This is a genomic window from Bacillus sp. S2(2019) (assembly GCF_005144805.1).
Classification (GTDB): domain Bacteria; phylum Bacillota; class Bacilli; order Bacillales; family Bacillaceae; genus Bacillus; species Bacillus altitudinis.
In genome coordinates this window covers 387,919-412,178 of record NZ_SWFL01000004.1, presented here as the reverse complement: position 1 = coordinate 412,178, position 24,260 = coordinate 387,919, and the positions used below count along the sequence as shown (strand labels likewise).

At 39.2% G+C, this 24,260-nt stretch carries 27 protein-coding genes; 10 read left to right on the top strand and 17 right to left on the bottom strand.

Going from position 1 to position 24,260, the window contains the following annotated elements; translation table 11 throughout:
• Positions 1-135 precede the first annotated feature (135 nt).
• The 3 genes from FBF75_RS16705 (at position 136) to FBF75_RS16695 (ending at position 1,744) form a co-directional block, all read left to right on the top strand.
• A complete protein-coding gene (locus FBF75_RS16705; protein ID WP_136944965.1) occupies positions 136-759 on the top strand; it encodes a GNAT family N-acetyltransferase in 624 nt (207 codons plus the stop codon).
• Positions 760-827: 68 nt separating this feature from the next.
• Positions 828-1,223, top strand: coding sequence for a VOC family protein (locus FBF75_RS16700; RefSeq protein ID WP_008346708.1), 396 nt, complete (start codon positions 828-830; stop codon positions 1,221-1,223).
• Positions 1,220-1,744, top strand: a complete 525-nt coding sequence (locus tag FBF75_RS16695; protein WP_048002345.1) for a GNAT family N-acetyltransferase — start codon at positions 1,220-1,222, stop codon at positions 1,742-1,744. The genes FBF75_RS16700 and FBF75_RS16695 overlap by 4 nt, the downstream gene beginning before the upstream one ends.
• Positions 1,745-1,756: 12 nt before the next feature.
• Here FBF75_RS16695 and FBF75_RS16690 read toward each other — a convergent pair whose 3' ends face one another.
• Complete coding sequence (locus tag FBF75_RS16690) at positions 1,757-2,026, bottom strand: YesK-like family protein (RefSeq protein ID WP_017366688.1); 270 nt, start codon at positions 2,024-2,026, stop codon at positions 1,757-1,759.
• 51 nt (positions 2,027-2,077) lie between these two features.
• Between FBF75_RS16690 and FBF75_RS16685 the strand changes: the two genes are divergently transcribed.
• Positions 2,078-2,551, top strand: a complete 474-nt coding sequence (locus FBF75_RS16685) for a GNAT family N-acetyltransferase (protein WP_099496344.1) — start codon at positions 2,078-2,080, stop codon at positions 2,549-2,551.
• Here the strand turns inward: FBF75_RS16685 and FBF75_RS16680 are convergent.
• Entirely contained in the window at positions 2,543-3,331 is a 789-nt protein-coding gene (locus tag FBF75_RS16680) for a GNAT family N-acetyltransferase (protein ID WP_099496343.1), read from the bottom strand. The genes FBF75_RS16685 and FBF75_RS16680 overlap by 9 nt on opposite strands.
• A gap of 161 nt (positions 3,332-3,492) precedes the next feature.
• Between FBF75_RS16680 and FBF75_RS16675 the strand changes: the two genes are divergently transcribed.
• Positions 3,493-3,933: a LytTR family DNA-binding domain-containing protein gene (locus FBF75_RS16675; RefSeq protein ID WP_035390339.1), complete on the top strand. Its 441-nt coding sequence runs from the start codon at positions 3,493-3,495 to the stop codon at positions 3,931-3,933.
• The gene (locus FBF75_RS16670; RefSeq protein ID WP_060832108.1) at positions 3,930-4,346 is read left to right on the top strand and encodes a hypothetical protein; all 417 of its coding nucleotides are present in this window, start codon (positions 3,930-3,932) and stop codon (positions 4,344-4,346) included. Before FBF75_RS16675 ends, FBF75_RS16670 begins: the two co-directional genes overlap by 4 nt.
• Positions 4,347-4,396: 50 nt before the next feature.
• On the opposite strand, the gene FBF75_RS16665 is transcribed toward FBF75_RS16670, so the two are convergent.
• Together FBF75_RS16665 and FBF75_RS16660 are read right to left on the bottom strand one after the other, a co-directional pair.
• A complete protein-coding gene (locus FBF75_RS16665) occupies positions 4,397-5,599 on the bottom strand; it encodes an MFS transporter (protein ID WP_039170212.1) in 1,203 nt (400 codons plus the stop codon).
• Positions 5,600-5,630: 31 nt separating this feature from the next.
• Entirely contained in the window at positions 5,631-6,236 is a 606-nt protein-coding gene (locus FBF75_RS16660; protein ID WP_007496429.1) for a TetR/AcrR family transcriptional regulator, read from the bottom strand.
• A 426-nt stretch (positions 6,237-6,662) separates the two neighbouring features.
• Between FBF75_RS16660 and FBF75_RS16650 the strand changes: the two genes are divergently transcribed.
• On the top strand, positions 6,663-7,115 hold the full coding sequence (locus FBF75_RS16650; protein ID WP_007496431.1) for a MarR family winged helix-turn-helix transcriptional regulator: 453 nt from the start codon (positions 6,663-6,665) through the stop codon (positions 7,113-7,115).
• A 56-nt stretch (positions 7,116-7,171) separates the two neighbouring features.
• Complete coding sequence (locus FBF75_RS16645; RefSeq protein ID WP_098680554.1) at positions 7,172-8,080, top strand: alpha/beta fold hydrolase; 909 nt, start codon at positions 7,172-7,174, stop codon at positions 8,078-8,080.
• A gap of 20 nt (positions 8,081-8,100) precedes the next feature.
• Here FBF75_RS16645 and FBF75_RS16640 read toward each other — a convergent pair whose 3' ends face one another.
• The 6 genes from FBF75_RS16640 to FBF75_RS16610 all read right to left on the bottom strand — a co-directional run bounded on the left by FBF75_RS16640 (position 8,101) and on the right by FBF75_RS16610 (position 14,538).
• Entirely contained in the window at positions 8,101-9,249 is a 1,149-nt protein-coding gene (locus FBF75_RS16640) for a type II asparaginase (RefSeq protein ID WP_007496435.1), read from the bottom strand.
• Positions 9,250-9,966: 717 nt separating this feature from the next.
• Positions 9,967-10,728, bottom strand: coding sequence for an SDR family NAD(P)-dependent oxidoreductase (locus FBF75_RS16630; RefSeq protein ID WP_136944964.1), 762 nt, complete (start codon positions 10,726-10,728; stop codon positions 9,967-9,969).
• A 104-nt stretch (positions 10,729-10,832) separates the two neighbouring features.
• A complete protein-coding gene (locus FBF75_RS16625; RefSeq protein ID WP_025206805.1) occupies positions 10,833-11,213 on the bottom strand; it encodes an MmcQ/YjbR family DNA-binding protein in 381 nt (126 codons plus the stop codon).
• Between the two features lie 149 nt (positions 11,214-11,362).
• Positions 11,363-12,256, bottom strand: coding sequence for an alpha/beta hydrolase (locus FBF75_RS16620; protein ID WP_136944963.1), 894 nt, complete (start codon positions 12,254-12,256; stop codon positions 11,363-11,365).
• A gap of 190 nt (positions 12,257-12,446) precedes the next feature.
• The gene (locus tag FBF75_RS16615) at positions 12,447-13,886 is read right to left on the bottom strand and encodes a DHA2 family efflux MFS transporter permease subunit (RefSeq protein ID WP_136944962.1); all 1,440 of its coding nucleotides are present in this window, start codon (positions 13,884-13,886) and stop codon (positions 12,447-12,449) included.
• 79 nt (positions 13,887-13,965) lie between these two features.
• A complete protein-coding gene (locus FBF75_RS16610) occupies positions 13,966-14,538 on the bottom strand; it encodes a TetR/AcrR family transcriptional regulator (protein ID WP_057078413.1) in 573 nt (190 codons plus the stop codon).
• A 259-nt stretch (positions 14,539-14,797) separates the two neighbouring features.
• Between FBF75_RS16610 and bglS the strand changes: the two genes are divergently transcribed.
• Positions 14,798-15,529 carry a beta-glucanase gene (gene bglS / locus FBF75_RS16605; RefSeq protein ID WP_039169887.1) on the top strand — a complete coding sequence of 244 codons (732 nt, stop codon included), beginning with the start codon at positions 14,798-14,800 and terminating at the stop codon, positions 15,527-15,529.
• 42 nt (positions 15,530-15,571) lie between these two features.
• Here the strand turns inward: bglS and FBF75_RS16600 are convergent, their stop codons facing one another.
• Positions 15,572-15,973: a MerR family transcriptional regulator gene (locus tag FBF75_RS16600; RefSeq protein WP_017366673.1), complete on the bottom strand. Its 402-nt coding sequence runs from the start codon at positions 15,971-15,973 to the stop codon at positions 15,572-15,574.
• Between the two features lie 223 nt (positions 15,974-16,196).
• On the opposite strand from FBF75_RS16600, the gene FBF75_RS16595 reads away from it, so the two are divergent.
• On the top strand, positions 16,197-17,246 hold the full coding sequence (locus FBF75_RS16595) for an NAD(P)-dependent alcohol dehydrogenase (protein ID WP_035390355.1): 1,050 nt from the start codon (positions 16,197-16,199) through the stop codon (positions 17,244-17,246).
• 123 nt (positions 17,247-17,369) lie between these two features.
• On the opposite strand, the gene licT is transcribed toward FBF75_RS16595, so the two are convergent.
• The 6 genes from licT to FBF75_RS16565 form a co-directional block, all read right to left on the bottom strand.
• A complete protein-coding gene (licT, locus tag FBF75_RS16590; protein WP_017358459.1) occupies positions 17,370-18,215 on the bottom strand; it encodes a BglG family transcription antiterminator LicT in 846 nt (281 codons plus the stop codon).
• A gap of 112 nt (positions 18,216-18,327) precedes the next feature.
• Positions 18,328-19,098 carry a carbohydrate deacetylase gene (locus FBF75_RS16585; RefSeq protein WP_017366671.1) on the bottom strand — a complete coding sequence of 257 codons (771 nt, stop codon included), beginning with the start codon at positions 19,096-19,098 and terminating at the stop codon, positions 18,328-18,330.
• Positions 19,099-19,163: 65 nt separating this feature from the next.
• Positions 19,164-21,008 carry a beta-glucoside-specific PTS transporter subunit IIABC gene (locus tag FBF75_RS16580; RefSeq protein ID WP_136944961.1) on the bottom strand — a complete coding sequence of 615 codons (1,845 nt, stop codon included), beginning with the start codon at positions 21,006-21,008 and terminating at the stop codon, positions 19,164-19,166.
• A gap of 487 nt (positions 21,009-21,495) precedes the next feature.
• Positions 21,496-21,861 carry a hypothetical protein gene (locus FBF75_RS16575; RefSeq protein WP_080964893.1) on the bottom strand — a complete coding sequence of 122 codons (366 nt, stop codon included), beginning with the start codon at positions 21,859-21,861 and terminating at the stop codon, positions 21,496-21,498.
• A gap of 47 nt (positions 21,862-21,908) precedes the next feature.
• Positions 21,909-23,513, bottom strand: a complete 1,605-nt coding sequence (locus FBF75_RS16570) for an Ig-like domain-containing protein (protein ID WP_017358463.1) — start codon at positions 23,511-23,513, stop codon at positions 21,909-21,911.
• A gap of 330 nt (positions 23,514-23,843) precedes the next feature.
• Positions 23,844-24,047, bottom strand: a complete 204-nt coding sequence (locus FBF75_RS16565) for a cold-shock protein (protein ID WP_003214229.1) — start codon at positions 24,045-24,047, stop codon at positions 23,844-23,846.
• Positions 24,048-24,260: the final 213 nt, after the last annotated feature.

Here is a 24,260-nt window from a genome sequence, read left to right as displayed (position 1 = left end):
TTTGAACAATCTGGCTATACCTGTCTATTTATGAACAAGAGATCATTCATTGCCGATGTTCGGTTTATTTTCCTCTTATTATAATGGACACATGTTCAATAATCTATATCTGTTCAAAAAAAGGAGGGCCATCATATGTTTCAATTCAGACTTGCTAGAGAGGATGAACTGCCTCAAGTGGCAGCGTTGTTAGATGATTCATTTCAGAACTATTCATTTTTTGATTTATTATGCGAAAAGGTGACCAAGCGTTCTGCTTTCGCCCGTCAGCTGCATTTGATCAATACAAGGGTATATTTTCAGCATCAAATCTGTTTGGTCGGGGTTGAGAACGAGAAAATTGTGTCTGCCGCCCTGTTAAAACATCCCCGTCTTCCTGAACCAGGACTCATGGATTATGTGTTATCTGGTGGGTTAAAGCTACTCTTTACTGGCGGCATATCGGCGATTCAGCATGTGTTCCGTATGTTAAAGGAGGCAAAAAAAGCGTGTTCCTCCTTAAAGAAACCTTACTGGTATTTAGAAGCTCTTGTCGTTGCAAAAGACCAACAAGGAAAAAAACTTGGAAGCCGTATGTTAAAGCAATGTCTTTTCCCTTTTATCGCCCGGCAAGGCGGCGGACTGTTCACACTGATTACACACAACGAGGCCAATCGTCATTTCTATCGAAAAAATGGGTGGACGGAGTTTGATGAGAGAGTGCTGCACGGAGAAAACATGTCCCTAGAAAGCTGGAGTTATAAAACCGTGATCAAATAAGGTATCTTCTTCAAGGGATGATATAATAGAAACAGTTCAAACAATGATCATACTTGGAGGAGAGACTGATGATACGACGACTTGATCATATCGTGTTGACTGTACAACATATGGAGGAAACCATTCGCTTTTATACAAACGTATTAGGAATGAAGGAAGAAACTTTTGGAGAAGGCCGTAAAGCCCTTCGTTTTGGCTTACAAAAGATTAACCTTCATGAAGCGGGTCATGAATTTGAACCAAAAGCTGCTCATCCCCAGCCTGGATCTGCTGACTTGTGTTTTATCACCGATTTAGATATAGACAGTTTATTGCTTCATCTTAGAAAGCAGGTTGTTCCAATTGAAGAAGGTCCGGTCAGACGTTCTGGTGCATTAGGTCCGATTGAATCCATTTATATCCGTGATCCTGATATGAACTTAATTGAAATCTCCCGATATATAGAGGAGGCTGATCCATCATGACTCGATTATTTTTGAGACCGATTGAAGAAAAAGATTATCCTGGTATTCATAGAGGGTGCCAGCATGCAGAAACACTTTATATGACTGGCACACGCAAAACGTTCACACTAGAAGAAATTCGTTCAGCCTATACCCGTTTTCTGCTGGATGACAGTAGACGAGACTTTGCTATTTGTCTGCTAGACACGAAAGAAATGATCGGGGATGCGGCGATTGTGGATATTGATCCGATGAACCATACGGCAAGTTTCCGCATTGCGCTGCATGGTCCAGAGCATTTTCACAAAGGGTATGGCACTGAGGCTGTTCGGATGGTTCAAACATTTGCCTTTGAGACGTTAGAACTCAATCGGCTTGAGCTTGAAGTTTTTTCCCATAACCCACGAGCCTTTCGAAGCTATGAGAAAGCCGGATTTCAATATGAAGGAAAAAGACGTCAAGCGCTCTATTTCAACGGTGCTTATTCGGATGTCATCATGATGGGCATCCTTCGTGAGGAATACGATAGAATCAAATCATAAAGATGTCCCAGCCTACGAAGGGTCATCTTTTTTTAACAAATGAAGCCCTGTAACGATGATCAAACAAATGATAGAAGAGAGAACGATAGAGACGCTTGATATGCTGAGCGCCATCCCTTCCCATCTGCCAATGAAGAAACTGCCGATCAATAAGAGCAATCCAAACATAGTGATACATATCGGGACAATCAGCCTGGCATGGCGATGCCTACGTCTTTTTCCCGCCCACCACGAGAGACAGAGCACAATGACAGTAAAAATAGCGGTTTGCAGCCAGAACATATCGCATCAACTCCTTTTCTTTTTTATCCTATGACAACGGAGGTTTTTCCAATGAATATTAGACCGATTCAAAAGCAGGACAATCCTTTTATCGCGGCCATTATCCGCCAGTCATTAGAATCAGCGAATCTTGCGATTGAAGGTACAGCCTACACAGACCCGCACCTTGATCAGCTTTTCGAATACTATCAATCATTGACTCATGCAGCCTATTGGATTGCCGAAGAACATGGTGAAATTGTTGGTGGCGTTGGCATTGCCCCTTTCACAGATGGCATTTGTGAGCTACAAAAGCTTTATTTAAGCCCAAAAGCACAAGGCAAAGGTGCGGGCAAGAAACTGATGGATACGGCCCTGCAATATGCTGCTACATACTACGATGCTTGTTATTTAGAAACCCGCAGTGAATTAACAGCTGCTACTGGTCTTTATCAACAGTATGACTTCTCTCTTCTTCCTGCACCAATTGAAGGCTCAGAGCATTCTGCCATGGATGCTTGGTATCTCAAAACCTTTTCAGCGTGAGGCATAAAATAAGCGATACGTCTTTGTCCACTGAAAACCTAGCTTCTCTGCCAATTTGGCCGAGGTTGCATGATGGACATCGCAATCCCAATGCGGTGTCTTCCCTTTTTCAACACAGATGCTGATCAGTTGCTGAGCTGCTAACAAAGCCAACCCTTTTCCACGGCAGGCTTCATCTGTCCAAATATCGATTTCCACTCGTTTTTCACTTGAAAAAATAGAGATACATTCACTGACCACGTCTTCACCGTTTAAGATGGCAACTCCGACGCCATTAGATAAAAAGTGATCTACTCCTCCCCAATATGCTTCATAATAGCTGGATGGGAATACTTTGCTTGCGGCAATGACTTGTTCATTCGTGCGTTTGATCATTTCATCTTGATCAGGCACAATCAGATCAGGAGAGGTCAAGTCATAAGAATACGCATGTCTTTGCATTTCATTCAGTTGGGAACCGAAGCATTTTTTCATCATCTCATCTGATGCAGGATTTGCTGAAAACAAAGTGAACCGTCTGTTCTCTCTTTTCTGCTTTTTATAAACATCCACAATGAACGTTGAACATAATGAAAGTGCTGCTTCTGTCCTGCCTGCGACATAATAAATGCCGGTTGTTGTCCCTACAAAATAGACACACGGGTGATCTCGGTGATCCACATATAAATCTCCTTGTATCACCCCATCGAGTATCGCATCTACGAACACTGGATAGGCAGGATCAATCCGCCGAATTTCCTCTTTTACCGCTTCTGTCCTTTGTTGATCTACAAGATACAACATCATTCCTCCATTCACGAACGAGTATCTTTTCATTATAAAGGAAAGCCGCAGACACACGGTGAATCTTTGCAACAAAAAGAATTCTTCTGCATCAAAGCAACATTCAATCGCATTCGCTTTCATCTATTGCTATGCTCATTGTGAGAGGAGGTTTATGAATGAAATTTCGTTTTTTCTGGAATCAAGAAAAGGATGTGACGGAAGTAGACGTCATCAGCCATCCACATAATCAAGAGCGTTTACAAAAGATAACATCAATGCTGGAGACTAGTACATCTCTAACGGTCAAAGATCCAAAAAATGATCGGCAGTCTCTCTTACCATTAGAACAAATTGAAGCGATCTCTGCGCTTGGACATCTGTCAAAGGTGATCACGACTCAAGGTACGACGTATTTTCTCAGTAAACGGCTGAAGGATCTGAAGTCGTTAGAGCGTGAACATTTCTATCGTATCAACAATGCAGTCATTCTCAATTTAGCGCAAGTCGACAGCTTTGTCGCTGGTACGTACGCTCGCTTAGAGGTCGAAACCATCTCGAAAAACAGCTACACCGTCAGTCGTCATTACGCCAAATATATAAAGGAGCGATTCAAATGATCAAGGAACTAAAATATCAATTTATGCAAACAGCTTTTGTCTCTATCGTATGGCTGACACTCATACTGTCCATCACTCAATGGTCATCCTCTATCCCTTTTCATTATGTGTGGCACATCATTGGCATCGGTACTCTGGCAGGCATCGTCTTTGGGGTCATGTATCCTTTACTATGGAACTACTTTACCTTTACAGCACCCACCAACATTCTCATCTCCACTGTCATCAATTTAGGGTTTCAAGTAGGAGCCGTCGCTTTATATTCGACTGCACTGCTCGAATGGATCATGCCTTATTTTATCGGTATAGCCTTTCTCACATTAGTAGGCCATATCATCGCCTTTCTGTTTTACAAAAAGCAACAAAATCAAAAACTGGCGCAGGCACTGAATCACCTGAAGCCGCAGCCTTAAAAAAAAGAGACCTTATTTGAAAGGTCTCTTTTTGAAAGGTCTCTTTTCTATTATTCTCCTGATGCCTCTTCTGTCGCCTTCCCCTTCCAAATAAGGGTTAAGCCCAATCCAAGAAATAAGACAACACCTGCAAACAGGAATGGGAAATGAATATTTTGATCGAATAATATGCCGCCAAGTGCCGGGCCAAAAATCGTACCAAGGCTTGTGTAGGTAGAGTTCATCCCTGCGACAAATCCTTGCTGATTGCCAGCGATTTTTGATAAGAAGGTCGTGAGTGCAGGGCGCAATAAATCGAACGCAAGGAAAATCACACACGTCACGATCAGCACAACCATAAAACCTGACACGACTGTGGAAACAAAAGCGAGAACTGCTCCAACAATCAAGCATAGTTGAATAACTCGTTTCTCCCCAAGCGCATTCACCATTTTACCAAACACAAGGACTTGGATGATGACGGCTACAATTGAACTGACGGTAATGATAATCGCAATATCCTTCGGACCAAATCCAAACTTGTGATTTGTAAACAAGCTAAAGACCGTTTCATATGCAGATAGTCCAAACGCCAGCACAAACACAATGATGAAGGCGATGAGATAGCTTGGATGAATCGATTTTTTCAAGTCTTTAAAGAAGGTCGATTCCTTCACTTGATCCATTTGTTTCTCTCGCTCTTCTTTTGTTAATGGTTCCTTCAGCATAAACATAGACGAAATCACAGCAATAAATGCAATCCCTGCTGCAAAGAAAAACGGCAGGCGAACGCCATATTCTGCAATAAATCCACCAATTCCCGGGCCGATGATAAAGCCGGTACTAATAGCAGCGGATACATACCCCATTGCCTTTGATCTTTCTTGAACGGTTGTGATATCAGCGACATAGGCAGTGACAGCCGGCATGATAAATGCCGCACTAATACCGCCTAGAAGCCTTGCAAAATACAGAACATACACATGTGTCCCAAGGCCAAAAACGAGTTCTGATAACGCGAATAGAAACAGCCCAGACACAATCATGATCTTTCTTCCGTATCGGTCTACCCATCTTCCTGCAATAGGTGATGCGATAAGCTGTGCAACGGCAAACGCCGCCACAAGATATCCCATCGTACTGCCCGTTAAATGCATGACATTCATAAAGAGCGGCATGACAGGTATAATCAGACCAATACCTAAAAACGCAATAAATATATTACTTAATAAAATAACAAGTACGGCTTTTTGCTCACGAATCGGTTTTTGCATGATGTTTGTTTCCCCTTTACTGACTCACTTGTTACTCATGATGGTTGATTCCGTGAATAAACAATGAGATCGCCTCTTTTTGTAATTCCTTTTTCTGCTGCATCGTGTCATTTTTATATAACACGTCTAATCCATAGAATACAGAAAGTAATATTTTCACTTTTGATTCAACATGCTGAATCGACCAGCTGCCATCTTCGTTTCCTTCAAGCAGGATGTCTCTCATCACATCATCAAAGTCTACATCAATCTTGTTCAGCCGCTCCATGACTTCATCTGATGTAAATGCACTGGCACAGAATTCTTCACTTGCTCTCATTAAAGGATAGTTAATCCCCATTTGACTAAGCAGCTCTGCAAACCCTGCGAGCTTATCAATGGCCCGGTGCAGCGTTTGTTTCTCTTCATGCCATGTCTCCATCATGAATCGATGATCCTCTTCCATAATATGAAGGAACAAAAACTCTTTTCCTTTAAAATGATGATAGAGGTTGCCTTTACTAATCTCAGCCGCCTCTAGAATATCTCGCACGGATGTTTCGGAATATCCTTTTTTCGCAAATAAATCACGTGAAGCGGTGACAATCTTCTGCTTCGTCTTTTCACTTTTTCCAGCCCCGCTTTGTGTACTTGTCATCTATGAACAATCCCTTCTACCTTGCTTTTCTTCACACGGACAAATAAAACCGACCAGTTGGTTTATTTTTTTATTATAAATGGAGATCGCCCATAATACAATGAAAAAGTCATTGACTTCCTAAGGAGTGAATCTCAGTGAAAACAAACAAAACGATCATTTATGCCATCACCAAAAAGGACGTATACTTGTTTTTCTTTTATGATCTATTCATTGCCACCTTAGCCTACTACATGTTCAAAATCAAACCAACTATGTTTTATGAATGCTTAGGGATAACAGGAAGTATTCTTTGTCCGTTGTTGATGAGAAAGTGGAGGTAGAGGTCATTTTCTCATCACATCTATCCCTCTTTTATTTAATTTTTCTTAACATTTAACTTCACTTAAATATTAAGATCGCATATAATATAGGAGAAAAGAGGTGATGTCATTGGATGAGGATATCATTCATTACAGCAAAAAAATCATTGAGTACTCAAATGCACTAGGTTCTATCTATGTAGAAGAGTATCAACGATTCTTAAAAAATGAGTATGCAGATTTAACAAGCAAACAAGAACTGACCCTTGAATTGCTGCGGTCGAAGACGAGAACAATCAATGAACTGGCTGATTATTTCTCCATTTCATCTAGTGCCGCTAGCCAGCTCATATCAAAGCTTGAACAGCTTGGATATGTGAAAAGAGAGATTAATCCACATAACCGTAGAGAAATCATTGTTGATTTTGCTCAAAAGGGCCATGACTATCATAAAGATATTGAAAAAATTCAGCTGCATCTTATTCAAAAATACTATGCCCAGCTTTCAAAAGAAGATCTAAAAACATTATTATCGCTTTACGAAAAAATTTATCAAATTGCGAAAGAAACGCCTTAACCCGGCGTTTCGTGCATGAATATGTAAGTTAGATAAACGATGAAAGGGATGATCAAATGGACAGGATTCATTTGCAAGATGGACGTCATATTGGTTTGTCTCAATACGGTGATCTTGAAGGATTCCCAGTATTCTTTTTTCATGGGACACCTGGATCGAGAGTGATGTTTTTAGATGATGATCCAATCTCAAAAGAGCTTGGCATTCGTCTTATTTCTTTAGACAGACCTGGTTTTGGTTTATCTGATCCGCAACCTGACCGCACCATTTTAGACTGGGCAAAAGACGTACAGGAAGTGGCCGATCATCTTGATATCTCCCATTTTTCAGTGATTGGTGTCTCTGGAGGCGGGGCATTCGCTGCTGGTTGTGCCTATCAATTGCCAGACCGCATTCTTTCAGCTGCTCTCGTCTCAAGTACCACCCCATTTCAGGATGGTAAACCGCCTAAAAGTATGCTAAAGGAGAACAAGATTGCCTTTTTCCTCAGTAAAAGAATGCCTTGGCTCTTAAAGGCAAGTTATCGCGCTCAGAAAAAACTCATTGAAAAGAAACCAGAGAAATTCAAGAAACTAACGAAAAAAGGGAACAAACATTTACATCCATCGGATCGGCAATTTCTTCAAACCGATGAGCAACTGGAGCTGATGATGCGGCATTTATACGAAGCTACTCGTCAATCGGTTGATGAATGTATTCATGAACCAGATTTACTCTCACGGTCATGGGCATTCGATATGAAAGATATACAAATCCCTGTGGATGTCTGGCATGGAAAAGAGGATCAGATGGCACCTTTTGCAGAGATAGAAAGCATCGCTCCCAACATTCCAAACGCCAAAATGCACTATATCGAGCAAGCAGGACATTTTCTGACTGATATAGATGATGTTTGGAGAGACATTTTACTCTCTTTAAAAAAACGGGCTGAACATCAGGTACCACATATAAAAAAGACCCAATGATACGTCGGGTCTTCTTCTTTTTAATACTGCTCGTAATAGGATTGAATTTTATCTGGATCTTTTGTTTTCGTCAGAGCCAGCATGAGTAGAATGCGTGCTTTTTGTGGATTTAATGAATCCGATGAGACAAAATGATGTTCATCATCCATTTTTTCATGTGTGACAATGCCATTTCCTGCACGGCTTGACCTCACAATCACCACGTCTTTTTTCACAGCATCTGTTGCCCCATTGATCGCTTCTGTTGACATCGTTCCATTTCCTGCGGCGGCAACGACAATGCCCTTCGCTCCTGCTTTAACGGCAGCATCATACACATACTTTTGATCATTTTGATAGCCGTATAAGATATCCACTTGCGGCAGCTCTTTTAGCTTTGAAATATCGAATTCACTGTCAGCTGTATGTTTTCTTGTCGGTTCGTTATAAAAAGAGACAACTTCACCCGCCACTTCTCCAATATACCCTTGCTCAAGAGACTTGAACGAATCGGTTGTGGTGGTATTTGTCTTCGTAATAAAGCGAGCAGAGGCAATTCGGTCATTTAATGTCACCATTACACCTTTGCCTTTGGCTTCTTTTGTCGAAGCAATTTTCACTGCATGATACAGGTTAAGCGGGCCATCCGCACTAATGGCAGATGCTGGCCTCATGGAACCCACGACCACCACAGGCTTATCACTTTTTACAACCAAATGTAAAAAATAGGCCGTTTCTTCTAATGTATCTGTACCATGTGTCACCACAATGCCATCCACTTGATCATCATTTAAAAGCTGATTGACTCGTTTCGCTAATTTTAAAAGCAGAGCGTTATCCACATTTTCACTGCCGACGTTCGCTACTTGCTCACCCGTGACATTTGCAATATCCTTCAGCTGTGGTACGGAAGCAATGACTTTATCGATTCCAAGTGCACCAGATTTATATCCAGTCGTATCTGTATTGCTGTCTGAACTACCGGCAATCGTTCCGCCTGTTGCCAGCACCTTAATATTGGATAAAGATTTATTCCCTGTCTCAACAGCCGTGTTTTTTTCTTTTGTTTCACTGGTAGTGCTTTCTTGATTACTTTGATTATTCTCTTGAGTGCTATCGTTCGCACAAGCTGCGGTCACCAATAGTGAAACAGAAAGAAGGGCAGCACCAAACCATTTTGTTACGTTCATAAGATCATCTCTTTTCTTAAATGTGATGAATAATTATCTGTCTATAGGGTTTACTTTATACCATTCCTTCATTCATCAGCATGAGGTGAAAGTCACAGAACCAAATAAAGGAAAAAGGACACTATTATCAAAATTTATTTATACCATAATACCTAAATTGACTTCAGAAATCGTTCTCAACCCATTTATGATAAAATATAGGAAATCTTACAAAAAAGGAGTACATACAGTGCGTTACGTTCAACCATTTTACAAAATTCTACTCACACTATTCTTCAGTTCCATTTTACTCAGCTTGTTCGTATGTTTGTATCCACCGATTCAGGGCGAGCCTGCGTTTATGATGCTTTACACTCCCATCTTTTTTGTTTATTATTTCATCTTTGCGGTACCTTTACAGTTGTTGTTTTCTTTACAGCCCAAGGCTTTTCATCCTCTTTATTTAGCGGCTTACTTACTGATAGCAATGATTGTCATGCTTTTTGTTATGGATGGAATTGAGAGCTCCACATCCCTTCCGATCATGATTGTCAGCAGTCTCATTTACTGGACCTGCGATTCTTTCATTCATCAAAGAAGCATAAAAAAAACACCTAATGTGTAGGTGTTTTTATCTATTCTAGTATGTGTTGACAGTGCTCCACATTATCCAAGACATCTTTCGGCTCGGTGACCTGCTGATCACTAAGAGAATCTATCCTCATTGATTGGAACTTTTTATTTCATGCTTGTGCCAGCGTGTGAAAAGATGGGGTCCTTCAATTCAAAATCAAATGTCTTCCCATCAACGATACCAACTGTTTTTGAACTGTCGTAAAGCTCAAGCAAGCACGCTGCCATTTCATTTGATGTGTGATATTTCTTGATAGTGCCTTCATATTCGAATTGATCGACATCTAATGAACGCTTTGCAAATTCCGATTCTGTCGCAGCAGGCGCTAATACTTTTGCCTGTAATTTGGCTCCTTTTTCTTTCAATTCTAGGGCCAGTCCTTCAGTAAAGGCGCTCACATAAAATTTCGTGGCTGAATAAGTGACAGCATTTCCGACGACGGTATAACCCGCTCTTGAAGAGATATTGATTAGCTGCGTCCCCTCTTTTTGCTCATAATCACGGACAAACAGAGTGGATAAAATTGTTAACGCTTCAATATTGAGATGAAGCATGTCCCCAATTTTTTTCACATCCTGCTCTCCTATTGAACCAAAATGGCCAAACCCAGCATTATTAATGAACGTATCCAGCTCATCACCAGCTAATGACTCATAGAAAGAATACACTTGCTCTCTGTCTGTTAAATCAACAGACTGGACTTTCACTTGAATATCGGGATATGTTTCTAGAATCTTTTCTTTCAGTTCTTGGAGTTTATCAAGCCGGCGTGCAGCTAAGATCAGATTTTTTCCTCTTGCTGCAAAGGCCAAAGCCGTTTCATATCCAATACCTGAACTTGCTCCTGTAATGACTGTATAGCCCATTGTATATCCCCCTATTCGTATCTTCCAGTTGTTTAAAGTATAGCGAGAGCATGTGACTCTAGTCAATTTTGAAGAGATTCAAAGAGACATGAACAACTGAACGTTCAGCTTTTAGTTTCTTTTGAATCATGTTGGAGGATAGCCTGCTGAGCTTTTTTTGTTAATTTGTGAAAAACCAGTTGATAGGAATGTTCAATTAGCTCTTCGACAAATGAAGATGGAATATCTGCATCAAGATAAATAGAATTCCAATGCGTCTTATTCATGTAATAGCCGGGAATAATTCCTTCATGCATTTCTCTTAATTCTTCAGCACGTTGCGGATCACATTTTAAAGTGATGACTGGCTTGCGATCGACGTCTCCCCCCATCATGGCAAACATCTTTCCACCTATATGATAACGATCTGCCTGCCACTCAGGTTGATAGTCGTGGGTTGCTCCTTGTAAAGAAAGACAAAATGCCTGTAGTGTCTCTTTTTTCATTCTATTAGCTCCTTTTTAGATGTCTTCTATCTTACTATTATATCGACTACTGCGATTGTTGTATCTACACTTCTTTTCAAGACGTCAGCAAGAACACAAAAAAAGCACAGAAAAAAAGTCTGTGCTTTTTACTGATATCCGAATATTTCTTATTCAAACGCCTTCTTAAGCTGATCGCTCATCAGATGCCAAGCCTCTTCAGCTATCTCTAAGTCTCCGGCATGAGTGAACGCATGAGGGACTCCTTTAAATTGTTTGTATGTGACATCTACCCCTGCTTCTTTTAACTTGTCCGCATAATGCTCAGCTTCTTCAGCTAGTGAATCCTTCTCAGCTGTGATAACAAGAGCTGGGGGCATTTGTGCTAACACTTCTCTCTCTGCAAAGACCGGAGAAACAAGCGGATTGTGCGGATCTTGACCTTGCAGGTAGAAGGCATTAAACAGTCTCGCCATTTCAACTGGAATTGCTTCTTCAAACGCTGGCTTTTGTGCTGGATCAGTAGCTAAATCAAGTGGGGGATAGTCAAGCACTTGATAGACAATCGGAAGTTTGTTCCCTTTTTGGATATCAAGCAAACAAACCGCTGTTGCCAAATTCCCACCTGCACTATGTCCACCAATGGCTAATCGATTTGGGTCTATTTGTAGTTCTTCAGGATGTTCATATAACCATTTCAGCACATCGTAGCATTCATGAAGAGCGGCCGGGAAAGGGTGCTCCGGTGCCAGCTGATACTCCACATTGACGACGATACACTCCGCACGATCTGCTATGACCGGACACCAATGATTATCCATTTCAGCACTTCCAAGGATAAAACCGCCCCCATGCAAATTCACGAAAACAGGTAGGGGTTGTTTCAATGTTTTCACAGGTTTAAATACCCACACCTTTGTTTCACCAGCACCCGTTGGGATATCATATTCCATTTTGTTCACTTCAGGAGGGTGGACTGGCTTTAGTTCTGATTGACCAGCTAATGAATCTTCAGGTGGTTGGCGTAATGACTCAGCCATTTTGATTTGTTCGTCTAAGTTCATGATCTCAGCTCCTATCTTATTCTTTTATCTCTATCCATTCGTTACGAATTTCGCCTTTTCCTTCAATGTCGTCAGAGAGTCGTTGCTTTTTATCTATCTCCCCATTTTTAGCTCCTTTGAAACAAGCATTCACCCCTATGAATAAATAAAAAAAGCACTGCGGCGCTAAGTCCTCAGTGCTTTTCATATATTATGATACTTGTTGTTCGACTTTCACTCGTTTAATAAAGAAAGCAATCACCAAGCCAATCACTGTCATAATGACAGCAAAGATAAAGGCATGCTGGACGCCATTTGTAAAGGCGAGCAGCTGATTGACTGGATTTGCGGGATCAGCCACATTTTCCATAAAGCTGCGAGCTCCTGATGAAAGGATCGAGATACCAACTGCAGTCCCAATCGCTCCTGATACTTGCTGCAATGTATTCATAATCGCTGTACCGTGCGGATATAGCTCTGGCGGCAGCTGATTCAATCCATTTGTTTGGGCAGGCATCATGATCATCGCAATTCCTATCATTAACGTAATATGAAGCGTCACGATATAACCGATGGACGTATTCACACTTAAGTTCGTGAAGCCAAACATGGTCGCTGCAACGATGACAAGACCTGGGATGACAAGCCACTTCGGCCCAAATTTATCAAAAAGCCCACCCATGATTGGCGATAGCAGTCCATTGATAATTCCACCTGGTAATAGCATTAAACCTGCTGTAAATGTAGAGAGTGCCAAGGACGTTTGCAGATATAATGGCAAAATCATCATAGCAGACAGCATCACCATCATACACACTAAGATCAGAAGTAACCCGATCACAAACATTGGATATTTAAATGGGCTTAAATTCAACATCGGTTCTTTCATGTTTAACTGTCTTAGGGAGAACACAAGAATGCCAATGACACCTACAACAATCGCCACAATCACATGCATACTGCTCCAGCCGCCGCCTTCACCAGCACTGCTAAAGCCATACACAATTCCACCGAAACCAATGGTTGAAAGAACAATCGATAAGATGTCGATTTTCGGTTTTGTTGGTTCTGTAATATTTTGCATAAAGATATAACCAAATACGAGTGCAGCAATTAATAAAGGAAGTGAAATCCAGAAAATCCAATGCCACGTCAACGATTTCAGAATAAGACCAGAGACGGTCGGGCCGACAGCTGGTGCAAACATGATCACAAGACCAATAATCCCCATTGATCTGCCTCGTTTATGAGGTGGAATGATGACCAAAATCGTATTAAACATCAATGGCAGAAGCAATGCTGTGCCGACTGCCTGCACGACACGTGCTACCATTAAAATACTAAAGACCGGCGCAACCGCCGCAATAAATGTACCGATGATCGAAAAGACCAGTGAGGTGATGAAAAGCTGTCTTGTTGTAAACCATTGAAGAATGAGGCCTGAAATTGGAACAAGAATCCCTAGTGTTAATAAATAGCCGGTTGTAAGCCACTGAGCAGTCGTTGCTTCAATACCAAAATCTAATGTTAAACTTCTCAGCGCCATGTTGAGTGCCGTTTCACTAAACAGTCCAATAAATCCAGCTGTGATAAATGAAATAATAATGGGCAGCGTTCGAATGTCGGAAGCTGCTGTTTGCTGTTTGTTCATATTAAGTTGGCTCCTTTTCTTTTTCAATTTTGATAAACCATAAGTAGTTAGGCTGGACAGAAATGAGCCACTTCAATGTCTAGGAAAAGACAGACAAAACCTGTCTTTCCGCAGCGAATTGTGCAATTTTTTCAATTGAGTAGCCGGATTCATGAATATAAAACATGAGTTCAGGCGTCATTGGAGAGGACATACATAATGTCGTCAACTCAATGTCTTGTATGTTCGCTTCTCCTTTTACTTTCGCTTCCTCGAGCAAATCACGAATGATTTGTTTGAGTGATTGACTGTAATGACAATCATATACTTTACTTGTCTGCTCTAAATTTCCAGAGATCGTCAGCATCCGGATCCAGTCTAAGTGATGACCAACGATGAGATGGATCTCCTCGAGAACATATTGCAAACGATCTTGAACCGGCTGATCACTGATTTTATTTAAGTAAAGATGCAAAGCAGGGATCAGCTGTTCAAATCTCTCACCAAGAATAGAGAGACACAAATCACTTTTATTTGCATAGCGGCGGTAAAGGGTTCCTTGACCAACACCAGCTGTTTTAGCAATTTTATGCATACTGACATTCTCTACACCAAACTCTTGAAACAAAGAGAAAGCGACCTCTTCAATTTCCTTTCCAATATCCTTTTCCATGATGCTTCACCTTCATCCACCTTGCATATATCTCTATGTGTAAATCAAATTTCTTTCATTTTCATTAGGACAATTGTACCGGTATTATCTTACGGACAACTGTCCGCTTTGTCAATCATTATTTTTTACCTATCAATTTTCTTTTCATTCTATTAAAAAAACAAACTGTTTATCATTATTTAGACCGATTTTCCATTTTGAGAGAATCATGTATGATCAAAAAGAAAACGCTTTCAAAAAAAGAGAGGGGAATGCCTACATGTCTTACCGTGTAAAACGAATGTTGATGCTGCTTGTCACTGGATTATTCTTAAGTTTGTCCACATTTGCTGCAAGTGCCTCGGCACAAACGGGCGGGTCGTTTTATGAGCCGTTCAACAACTATAATACCGGGTTATGGCAAAAAGCCGATGGGTACTCGAACGGAAATATGTTTAACTGTACGTGGCGCGCAAACAATGTCTCCATGACGTCGTTAGGGGAAATGCGATTATCGCTCACTAGTCCTTCGTATAATAAGTTTGACTGTGGGGAAAACCGCTCCGTTCAAACATATGGCTATGGACTTTATGAAGTCAGCATGAAACCAGCCAAAAATGTTGGGATCGTATCTTCGTTCTTTACTTATACGGGACCGACTGATGGTACGCCTTGGGATGAGATTGACATCGAATTTCTAGGAAAAGATACGACAAAAGTTCAGTTTAACTATTATACCAATGGTGTCGGAAATCATGAAAAAATCGTCAACCTTGGTTTTGATGCAGCAAACTCTTATCACACATATGCGTTCGACTGGCAGCCTAACTCGATTAAATGGTATGTGGACGGTCAATTAAAACATACGGCTACTACTCAAATCCCTCAAACTCCAGGAAAGATTATGATGAACTTATGGAATGGTGCAGGTGTCGATGAATGGCTCGGCTCCTACAACGGTGTTACTCCACTTTACGCTCATTACAATTGGGTACGTTACACAAAAAGATAACCACATCACAAAACCTGTGACAAGTCACAGGTTTTTCTTCATTTAAATAGAGCTCGTTTTTAATTGATGAACTAGTTTTTGTTCATAACTGTGGATAATATCTTCATAACTTTCAATCTTGTAATCTAACCGTTTAATCGTTTCTTCGATTTCCTTTTGTTTGTCTACGAGTCTTTCTCTCTCATTGACCAAAATACGCTTCCTTGAGGACAATGTACGATCCTCTCCCTCGATAAATAAAGCCGTATATTCTCTAAGAGCATCAATTGACAGACCCGCATTTCTCATACATTTAATAAATTCTATCCACTGAATATCTTCTTCAGTATAATCACGAACACCATTTTCATCACGCCTGATCGGTCTAATTAAACCTATATTCTCATAATACCTGAGCGTAGCAGTAGATAAATCGAGCTGCTTGGCAGCTTGTGCTATTTTCATTGTTTTCACCCTTCTCTTCTTTCTCTTACTTGACGATCTCCCTTTTCCCATCATCTCCTTTTTAATCGAGAAGACAAGATACTTTTGGCTCAAATCTTGATTCAAGGCTGATACTAAAGCCTGAATTCAGGCGATCAGAAGGTTCTATGTTGACTTAAAGTTCACTTTAAGACGTACAGTATAGAGGAAGGACCGAATCTTACTTTTGAAAGGATGATCCAGAATGTGTCAGACGCACCAATCAAACGTTTTAAGTGTTTCCCATGCAAAAGCAAACTTTGAACGGACAACCATTGAACGAAGAGCACTTCGTCCACATGATATTTTAATTGATATTCAGTTTAGCGGGATCTGTCATTCAGATATCCACAGTGCCTTTGATGAATGGGGCGGCGGTATTTTCCCAATGGTTCCGGGTCATGAGATTACTGGAGTTGTTTCAGCTGTAGGGGATGCTGTCACGAAATTCAACATTGGTGATCGTGTAGGCGTCGGTTGTTTTGTCGATTCTTGCGGTACATGTGAATATTGCCAAAATGGAGATGAGCAATATTGCAAGAAAGGAGTCGTTCAAACTTATAATAACCTCGATTATGATGGAGAACCAACTTACGGCGGCTACAGTCAGAAAATTGTTGTGACAGAACGATTTGTTGTCAATATTCCTGACCAGCTCTCCCTCGATGTCGCCAGCCCTCTTCTCTGTGCCGGCATCACAACGTATTCTCCGTTAAAACACTGGAAGGCTGGGCCTGGCAAAAAAGTGGCGATTGTCGGAATGGGCGGTCTAGGTCATGTCGCCATTCAATTTGCACGCGCACTTGGCGCTGAAGTGACTGTATTAAGCCGCTCTTTGAATAAAAAAGAAGAGGCCCTGTCATTTGGTGCAAAAGACTATTTTGCTACAAGTGACCCTGATACGTTTAAGACACTAGCCGGTCAATATGATCTCATTCTCAATACCGTCTCTGCCAATATCAACGTGGATGCCTATTTGTCCTTACTTCGTGTTGACGGAACATTAGTGAACGTCGGTGCACCACCAAAGCCAGACAACTTCCATGTGTTTTCATTAATTACGGGGCGTCGCAGCATCGCCGGCTCACTCGTTGGCGGCATCCAAGAAACACAAGAAATGCTCGATTTCGCAGCTGCTCACAATATCGCACCACAGATTGAAGTGATCAACGCAAAACAAGTCGATGAAGCGTATGAACGTGTGCTCAATAGTGATGTGCGTTATCGGTTTGTGATTGATATTTCGACATTATGATCAAAAAATCATGTTCAAAGACTAGCCAGTTTGGCTGGTCTTTTGTTGTTTCAATCAAAATAAAAAAGGCTACTATATGAATAGTAGCTCAAAAGATCGGTTTATATTTTGCGAAAAAGCATATTATGAACGATTTGTACTCCTATTGGTTACTCGATGTATATGAATGATTAAATAGACAAGCTCTTCATCGGTAGGAGTGATCCTATCATTTTTCTCTAGGTATGTGACCATTTTTTGTGCACAGCTATATGCTTTTGGATAACGATTTTTTATTTGTTCAAAAAGAGAATCATTTTCATCCGGTATTCCCTCTTTAGAGAGAATTCGATAGGCAAAATATCTTAAATGTGTCATAAACCTACTATAATTTATTGAATTTTCGTCTAGTTTAATGCCATAGTGGTATTTCACAATATTGATTAGATCATTCACAATCTTGGTCACTTCAATGGTTTGCTTCATATCACTCCCGCTCTGTTGAGCATTTACAAAATGAAGCGCAATGGACGCAGCTTCTTCAGTTGGCAGTGCAATTTGAAGCCGCTCTTCAACGATTTTTAGTGCCTCTAAAGCCACATGATATTCCTCTTTATGAAATTTTTGAATTTCCCATAAAAGCGGGTTTCTGATATCGATGCCTTCTTGATATCGTGTTATGGCAAAACTAATATGGTCCGTCAAGGTTAGGTAAATATTTTGGTTGAAACTTACGGCTAATTTATTTTCAGCATATTCAATCATGTCTTTTGTTAGTTCTAAATATTCGATGTTAATATGTTCAATGAGTTCAGTCAGCTTGTTGGTTTGACCTTTGTCAATGACAAACTTTTTATCCACTTTCGAAAAGTCTACCTCTTCACTGTTATGCTTATTAAAACCGATCCCTTTCCCCATCACAATCATTTCATGATCCATCTCATCACTTAATAAGATGACATTGTTATTAAAGATTTTTTTGATTTTCATTTAGATCACCCACTTTCCTACAATCCTAAAGAAGAAAATCCAGAGAAAATTTAACGTTCTCATTTTAATCTATCATACTTTATTAAAAAAATACTTTTATCATTTTAAAATGTTAAAGCTGACTAAATGAGATCAGTTCGATGCCTTGTTCTTTCATGTAACCTAACCACTCCTGCTTTAACAATAACTGTAGATCCTCTTCTCGCTCATCATTTAATGAAGAAATTGTTCGCAACTCATCATCAACAAATCCAGGATGGCACGGTATTTCAATCGTTGCGTTTGTCTGTTTATATTTTGCTATCGTATTGATGAGGACAGATTCCTGCATAATGGGAACTGAGAAATCTGCGCATAATACATCTGTCGTTTTCACACCCGATTCGGCTAATTGAGATTTAATGAAAGGATCATCCGTTAAAACATCATCTTTTCTCATAGGAACACGATATTCTTTGGCCAATTCAAGGATGATCTGAAACATCTCTGCATGCATAACACTAAAACCATGATGTGTGTCAATATGTGTCAGTGTTAATCCCGAAGAAAGGAACTTTTCGATTTGGGCTCTGAGCTCTGCACGGACTTCTCCTTTATGAAACGTACTTGGAATCAATGATGGCTTTCGATAGAAATTCCCTTTGCCATCTACAATCGACTGAACCTTCCCACTTTCAAGTATAGGTTTCAATAATGTAAGGTTTAAGTGGACTCCCATTGCTTCAATTCCTGCTTCTTTTGCTAATTCTATAGATCGATCAAAATGTCTTGTATTCGTCAACATCGTGGTATCTGTAATGATCCCTTCTTGCATCCCTTTCAAAATGCCTTTACTCACTGACTCTGTTAAACCAAAGTCATCTGCATTGATAATTAACCTCACGGAAGCACACTCCTTTTCCTGATATTTAGAGACAAACACCAGGTAAAGAATACCTGGTGTTCATATTAAGATTTTTTCTTTAGATTCAGTAAATCTTCGTTCTTTTGAATTTGCTCTTCAACTGGAACAACCGCATCTATGTGCTCATATTGGTCGGAATTTGTGATGACAATTGGTGTTGTCGTCTGAAAACCAGCTTCAATGATTTTATCTAATTCAAATTTGATGAGAGGCTGGCCTTGTTTCACATCATCCCCTTGATTCACCAAACAAGTGAAATACTTTCCATCCAGTTTCACCGTATCTATTCCTACATGGATTAATATTTCGGCTCCCTTTTTAGAAATCATGCCAACTGCATGTCCACTTTCCATTGTAACTGATATGACGCCATCTACAGGGGCAACGACTTCCCCTTGGCTCGGTTCTATCGCAATTCCTTTCCCCATCGCTTCTGAAGAAAAAACAACATCATCCACTTGTTGAAGTGCTCTCACTTGTCCAGAGAGAGGGCTCATGATTGACTCTTTTGTTTCAAGCTCTTTATTCGTAGCGTTGTCTTCTTTTTTCTGTTGATGCTTCAATTCATATCCAAATATGATGGGAAGAACTGCTGCAATAACAATCGTTATCACAATACCTAGGATATAGAGAATCATCGGACTTTGAGCCGGGAACGTAAATACGTTAAGGAAGAAATTAAAGACAACTAATTTCACGTTAAAGATCGCAATCAGCGCTCCTCCAATGGCTCCTGCTACAACCATATAGATCATTGTTTTTCTATGTCGAAGGATAATCCCATATAAAATAGGTTCCGTAATTCCAGATAAAATAGCTGATAGAAATGTCGAACCACTTAAGGCTTTCATATCTTTGTCTTTTGTTTTCAAGAAGACCCCTAAAGCAATCCCCATTTGTGCTGCAACAGATGCTGCTGCCAATGGCACAATTAAATCAGATCCACTTTTAAGATTTTCTAAAATGATAGGCACCATTGCCCAGTGCAGTCCAAACAAAACTAAGAAAGACCAAGACCCTCCAATGATAATACCCGATACAATATGACTGCTATTGATCAAATAATTGACCAAGTCGCCTAACCATGTCCCTAAATAAACACCAAATGGTCCAACGAGCATGGTTGTTAAAGGTACAGTGATCAAGATAGATAAAAACGGAACAGCAAATATTTGAATATTTTTGTGAATGACTTTCTTTAAATTTCTTTCAATGAATGCAAATAGACTGACGGCAATAAATATAGGAAATATTGATGATGCATAATCCAGTAAAGGAACTGGGATTCCTATGAAGGAGACAACGTTCCCTGCCTCACGCAGAGCAGTGAAGTTAGGCTCTAGCAGTGCTGCACCAATAGCACCTGCTACATATGGGTTTGCACCTAATACTCTAGCAATCGTGACTCCTAATAAAATGGGTAAGAAATAAAATACTGCATTACCAGCTGCCGCAAGAACGGCGTACGTACCACTTTCTGGCGTTAATATATGGAGATTTTCTAAAACGATTAACAGTGCTTTCATCAAACCAGCCCCTGCAAAAGCAGGAATTAATGGCGTTAAACTGCCTGAGATTAAAGCAAACACTTTTGATAAAATGGTTTGTTTTTGCTCTGATTTCCCGACGGAATGGTCATCATTAAATTGCCCTTGACGTTCAATTTCTTGATAGACATCAGATACATGACTTCCAATGACCACTTGCAATTGCCCGCTACTTTCAACTACCTTTAAAATGTCTGGATGTTGCTCCAGTTCACCTTTTTTCACTTTATCACTTTGGCTCACCCTAAAGCGCAGCCTTGTTGCACAATGAGTGACACCTTGAACATTCTCACTGCCACCCACCAATTTTAAAATATCTTTTGCTAACGTCACTTTATCCACTTTCATCGCCTCCAGAAAAATAGTTTAAACCAAACTTTTTTACGAGTTCCCCCCTTCAAAACAATAAACATGTTATCTTTCTATGTTGAAATAAAAAAACCTGAATTGAGGCCGGTTAATTGCATCGCAACGCAATTAACTCACATCAATTCAGGTTTCGCCTGCCGAACAGTCACAATCCCTTTTCATATATGTCATTGTCATGAAGATTTGCTGAAAAAAGGTATAAAAAAACCTAAACTGAAACCAATACAATAACAAACATTATTGTACACGTATCAATTTAGGTATCGCCCTTAACGGTCACAATCCTATTATGAAACTGCTTACACATTTAATATAGAGTATTTTTTGAAGAAATACAATATAAATTTTATGACTACTAGATTTATATTAGATAATAAGATGGAATAGGGAATCATTTTAGATCATCCCTATTCCCAATAAGCATTTCACCTTCACGATACTTAAAGTTATTTCATGTTGATTAATTATTTTTTCTACTTAAAAGTGTAAAAATTATGCTGAGTAAGCTCATAACACAGCCTAATATTGATTCAAGGAATGTCAAGCCTCCATTAGGAATAAGAAAACTTATAGGCATCAATCCAATAAAAACCATTAAAATGAAGCATTGGTAAATTCCAGAGATCACCCTGACCACAATTTGGTCAAAAAACGACATCACTAAAGGAGGAATAAAGAAAAAGATGATCATTGCTGCTGACAAAATAAACGGAATAGGTTCATCTAATGAAACTGTATTCTTTCCTGGTGAATTCTTTGATGCCGTAAATAACACTAAAATTGCCATAAGCAACGTTGAAAAGATAAATAAAAATCTCCTTAACATGGTGATACTCCTTTGTTTAAAAGATCTTCTCCTATTAAATCCTCTTACTAGTAAACTTTAATTACCTTAGATTTACTTCTATTTCCTGCAGCATCCTTTAAATAAATTGATAAGACTGTGTTCTTCTTTTGTTTTTTTATTCTCACTTTAAATTGTCCACTTTTATTAACTTTCGCTGTTCCTAATTTTTTGCTTTTTTGATAAACATGAACTGTCGCATATTTTTCGCCTTTACCTGTTATAAATGTTGATTTTTTTGTGACTTTATTAACAGCTGGCACTGCTGGTGGAGTTCTATCTAAGACTTTTACAGATTTGCTACCGCTTCTTACTCCATTGGCATCCACTAAATACACCGTGATTAAAGTTCCTGCTTTTTGTTTAGGAATTTTAATTAAATATTTACCTTTGCTAGCTTTTGTTGAACCCAATTTTTTCTTATCGACATAAGCATAAACTTTTGCATTAGTTTCTGCTTGGCCTGAAATATTTGTTGATTGATCAGTGATTGTCTTTATACTTGGTGTTTTGTCTGAATAAGAGACTTTCAAACGATATGTTTGACTAGATACACCATCCCAACTTCTAGGCTCAACAACAATATAGTATTTGTCTTTTTTTAAATTTAAATCGATAATTGGCTCTACTCCAAAAATATAAGGGGAATACTCCTTCGTTATTTCATTACCATTCTTGTCGTATAAGGCGACGGTTGCACCTTCCGTTACTTTATCTAGATTAATCTTTACTTTTCCATCTTTCACTGTGGAAAATTGATATACATCTCTATCTAAATCCGATTCGTGCTTTAATTTATAATATTGATTAGAGATAAGTGGATATGCTGTTTCAAATGTGTCATTTGGTTCGTAAGTTTTTAAATCTCTTTTAAAAGGCCCTGGATACGTTACTTTAAGACGGTACTTCGCATTTGAAACCCCGCTCCAATTGTATGTTTGTGGTTTAATTTCGACATAATATTTTCCTTTTTTTATATTTTCATGGATAACAATATTCTCCCCAGCATTCCATGTATAGTCAGATACGATTTCATTTCTATTTTCATTATAAACAGTGACTTTTAATTTCGATGTTTCTTGGTCTAATGTGAGATACAACTCACCATCTTTATTTGAAGAAAACTGATAAACATCCTTATCAATATCACTGTCAATCGTTGATTTATAATAAATACCGTTAGATGCCTTCATGCTTGTTTCAAAAGTATCATTTGGTTCGAAAGTGGTTAAATTACGCTTAATTGCACCTGGATAGGTTACTTTCAGTTGATAAGTACCTCTAGTTATTCCTTTCCATTCGCTAGGCATCACTTCAATAAAATATGTTCCTTTTTTGAGTTGATTATTTAGTACTAAGGATTCTCCATGAAATGAAGATTCATTAACATCTATCCTATTTCCTTTTGCATCAGAGAGAGAGATTTTAAAAGAGGCAGATGCATTTTCAAGCCTTATATATATTTCCCCATCATTATTTGTTGTAAATTGGTAACGATTCATTGAATCCTTTGATTTCAATTCTCCGTTTACGGAGACTCCAGAAGACATTTTCACATCTTCTGCACTTGCTAATAAAACATATGAAAAACTAAAGATAAATATAAAAACAAAAGACACCAAAATACGTTTCATTATTGCCACCACATTTCCAATTTTTTCACTGAATAAATTTTAACATATTTTACAAAGGGAAAATATTCTTTTATTTGGTTGATAAGTAAGATTTGTTTTTAATTTTATAATAAATAAACGAATAAACAGTTCACCTATAATGAAAATTTAATAAATTTATGGAAATTCCGCATTTTGTCAATCTAGTATGGTATACTATACACTAACCTTTGAAGCATGAAATTTTTTACGAATACCTTGCACCATCTCCCTACTTGTACGCTAAGTAGGGTTTTTTCATGCAAAAAAAAAACAGGCCCTCTGTAGAGAACCTGTTTTGAAAAAGGAAGATTAAGCAGTTTTTTGAACGTTAGCAGCTTGAGCTCCACGAGAACCTTGCTCTACGTCAAATGTTACTTTTTGACCTTCGTCTAAAGATTTGAATCCGTCACCTTGGATAGCTGAGAAATGTACGAATACATCGTCGCCTTCTTCACGTTCGATAAATCCAAAACCTTTTTCTGCGTTAAACCATTTTACTGTACCTTGTTCCATGATTGTTGCCTCCTCGTGCGTTTACCACACAATGTATTATACTATCCTTGCCCAAAGTACCCTCAAGACGAAAAGTCAATCTTCATACTATCCTTTACGCCGAACAAAAATAATTACTTTTTATTATAGCATGAATCGGAAATAATTGCAATTTGTTGATTTAAAAGCTTATCACACATGACATAGTGACTCAAATAAGAGAGGTGAATTGAT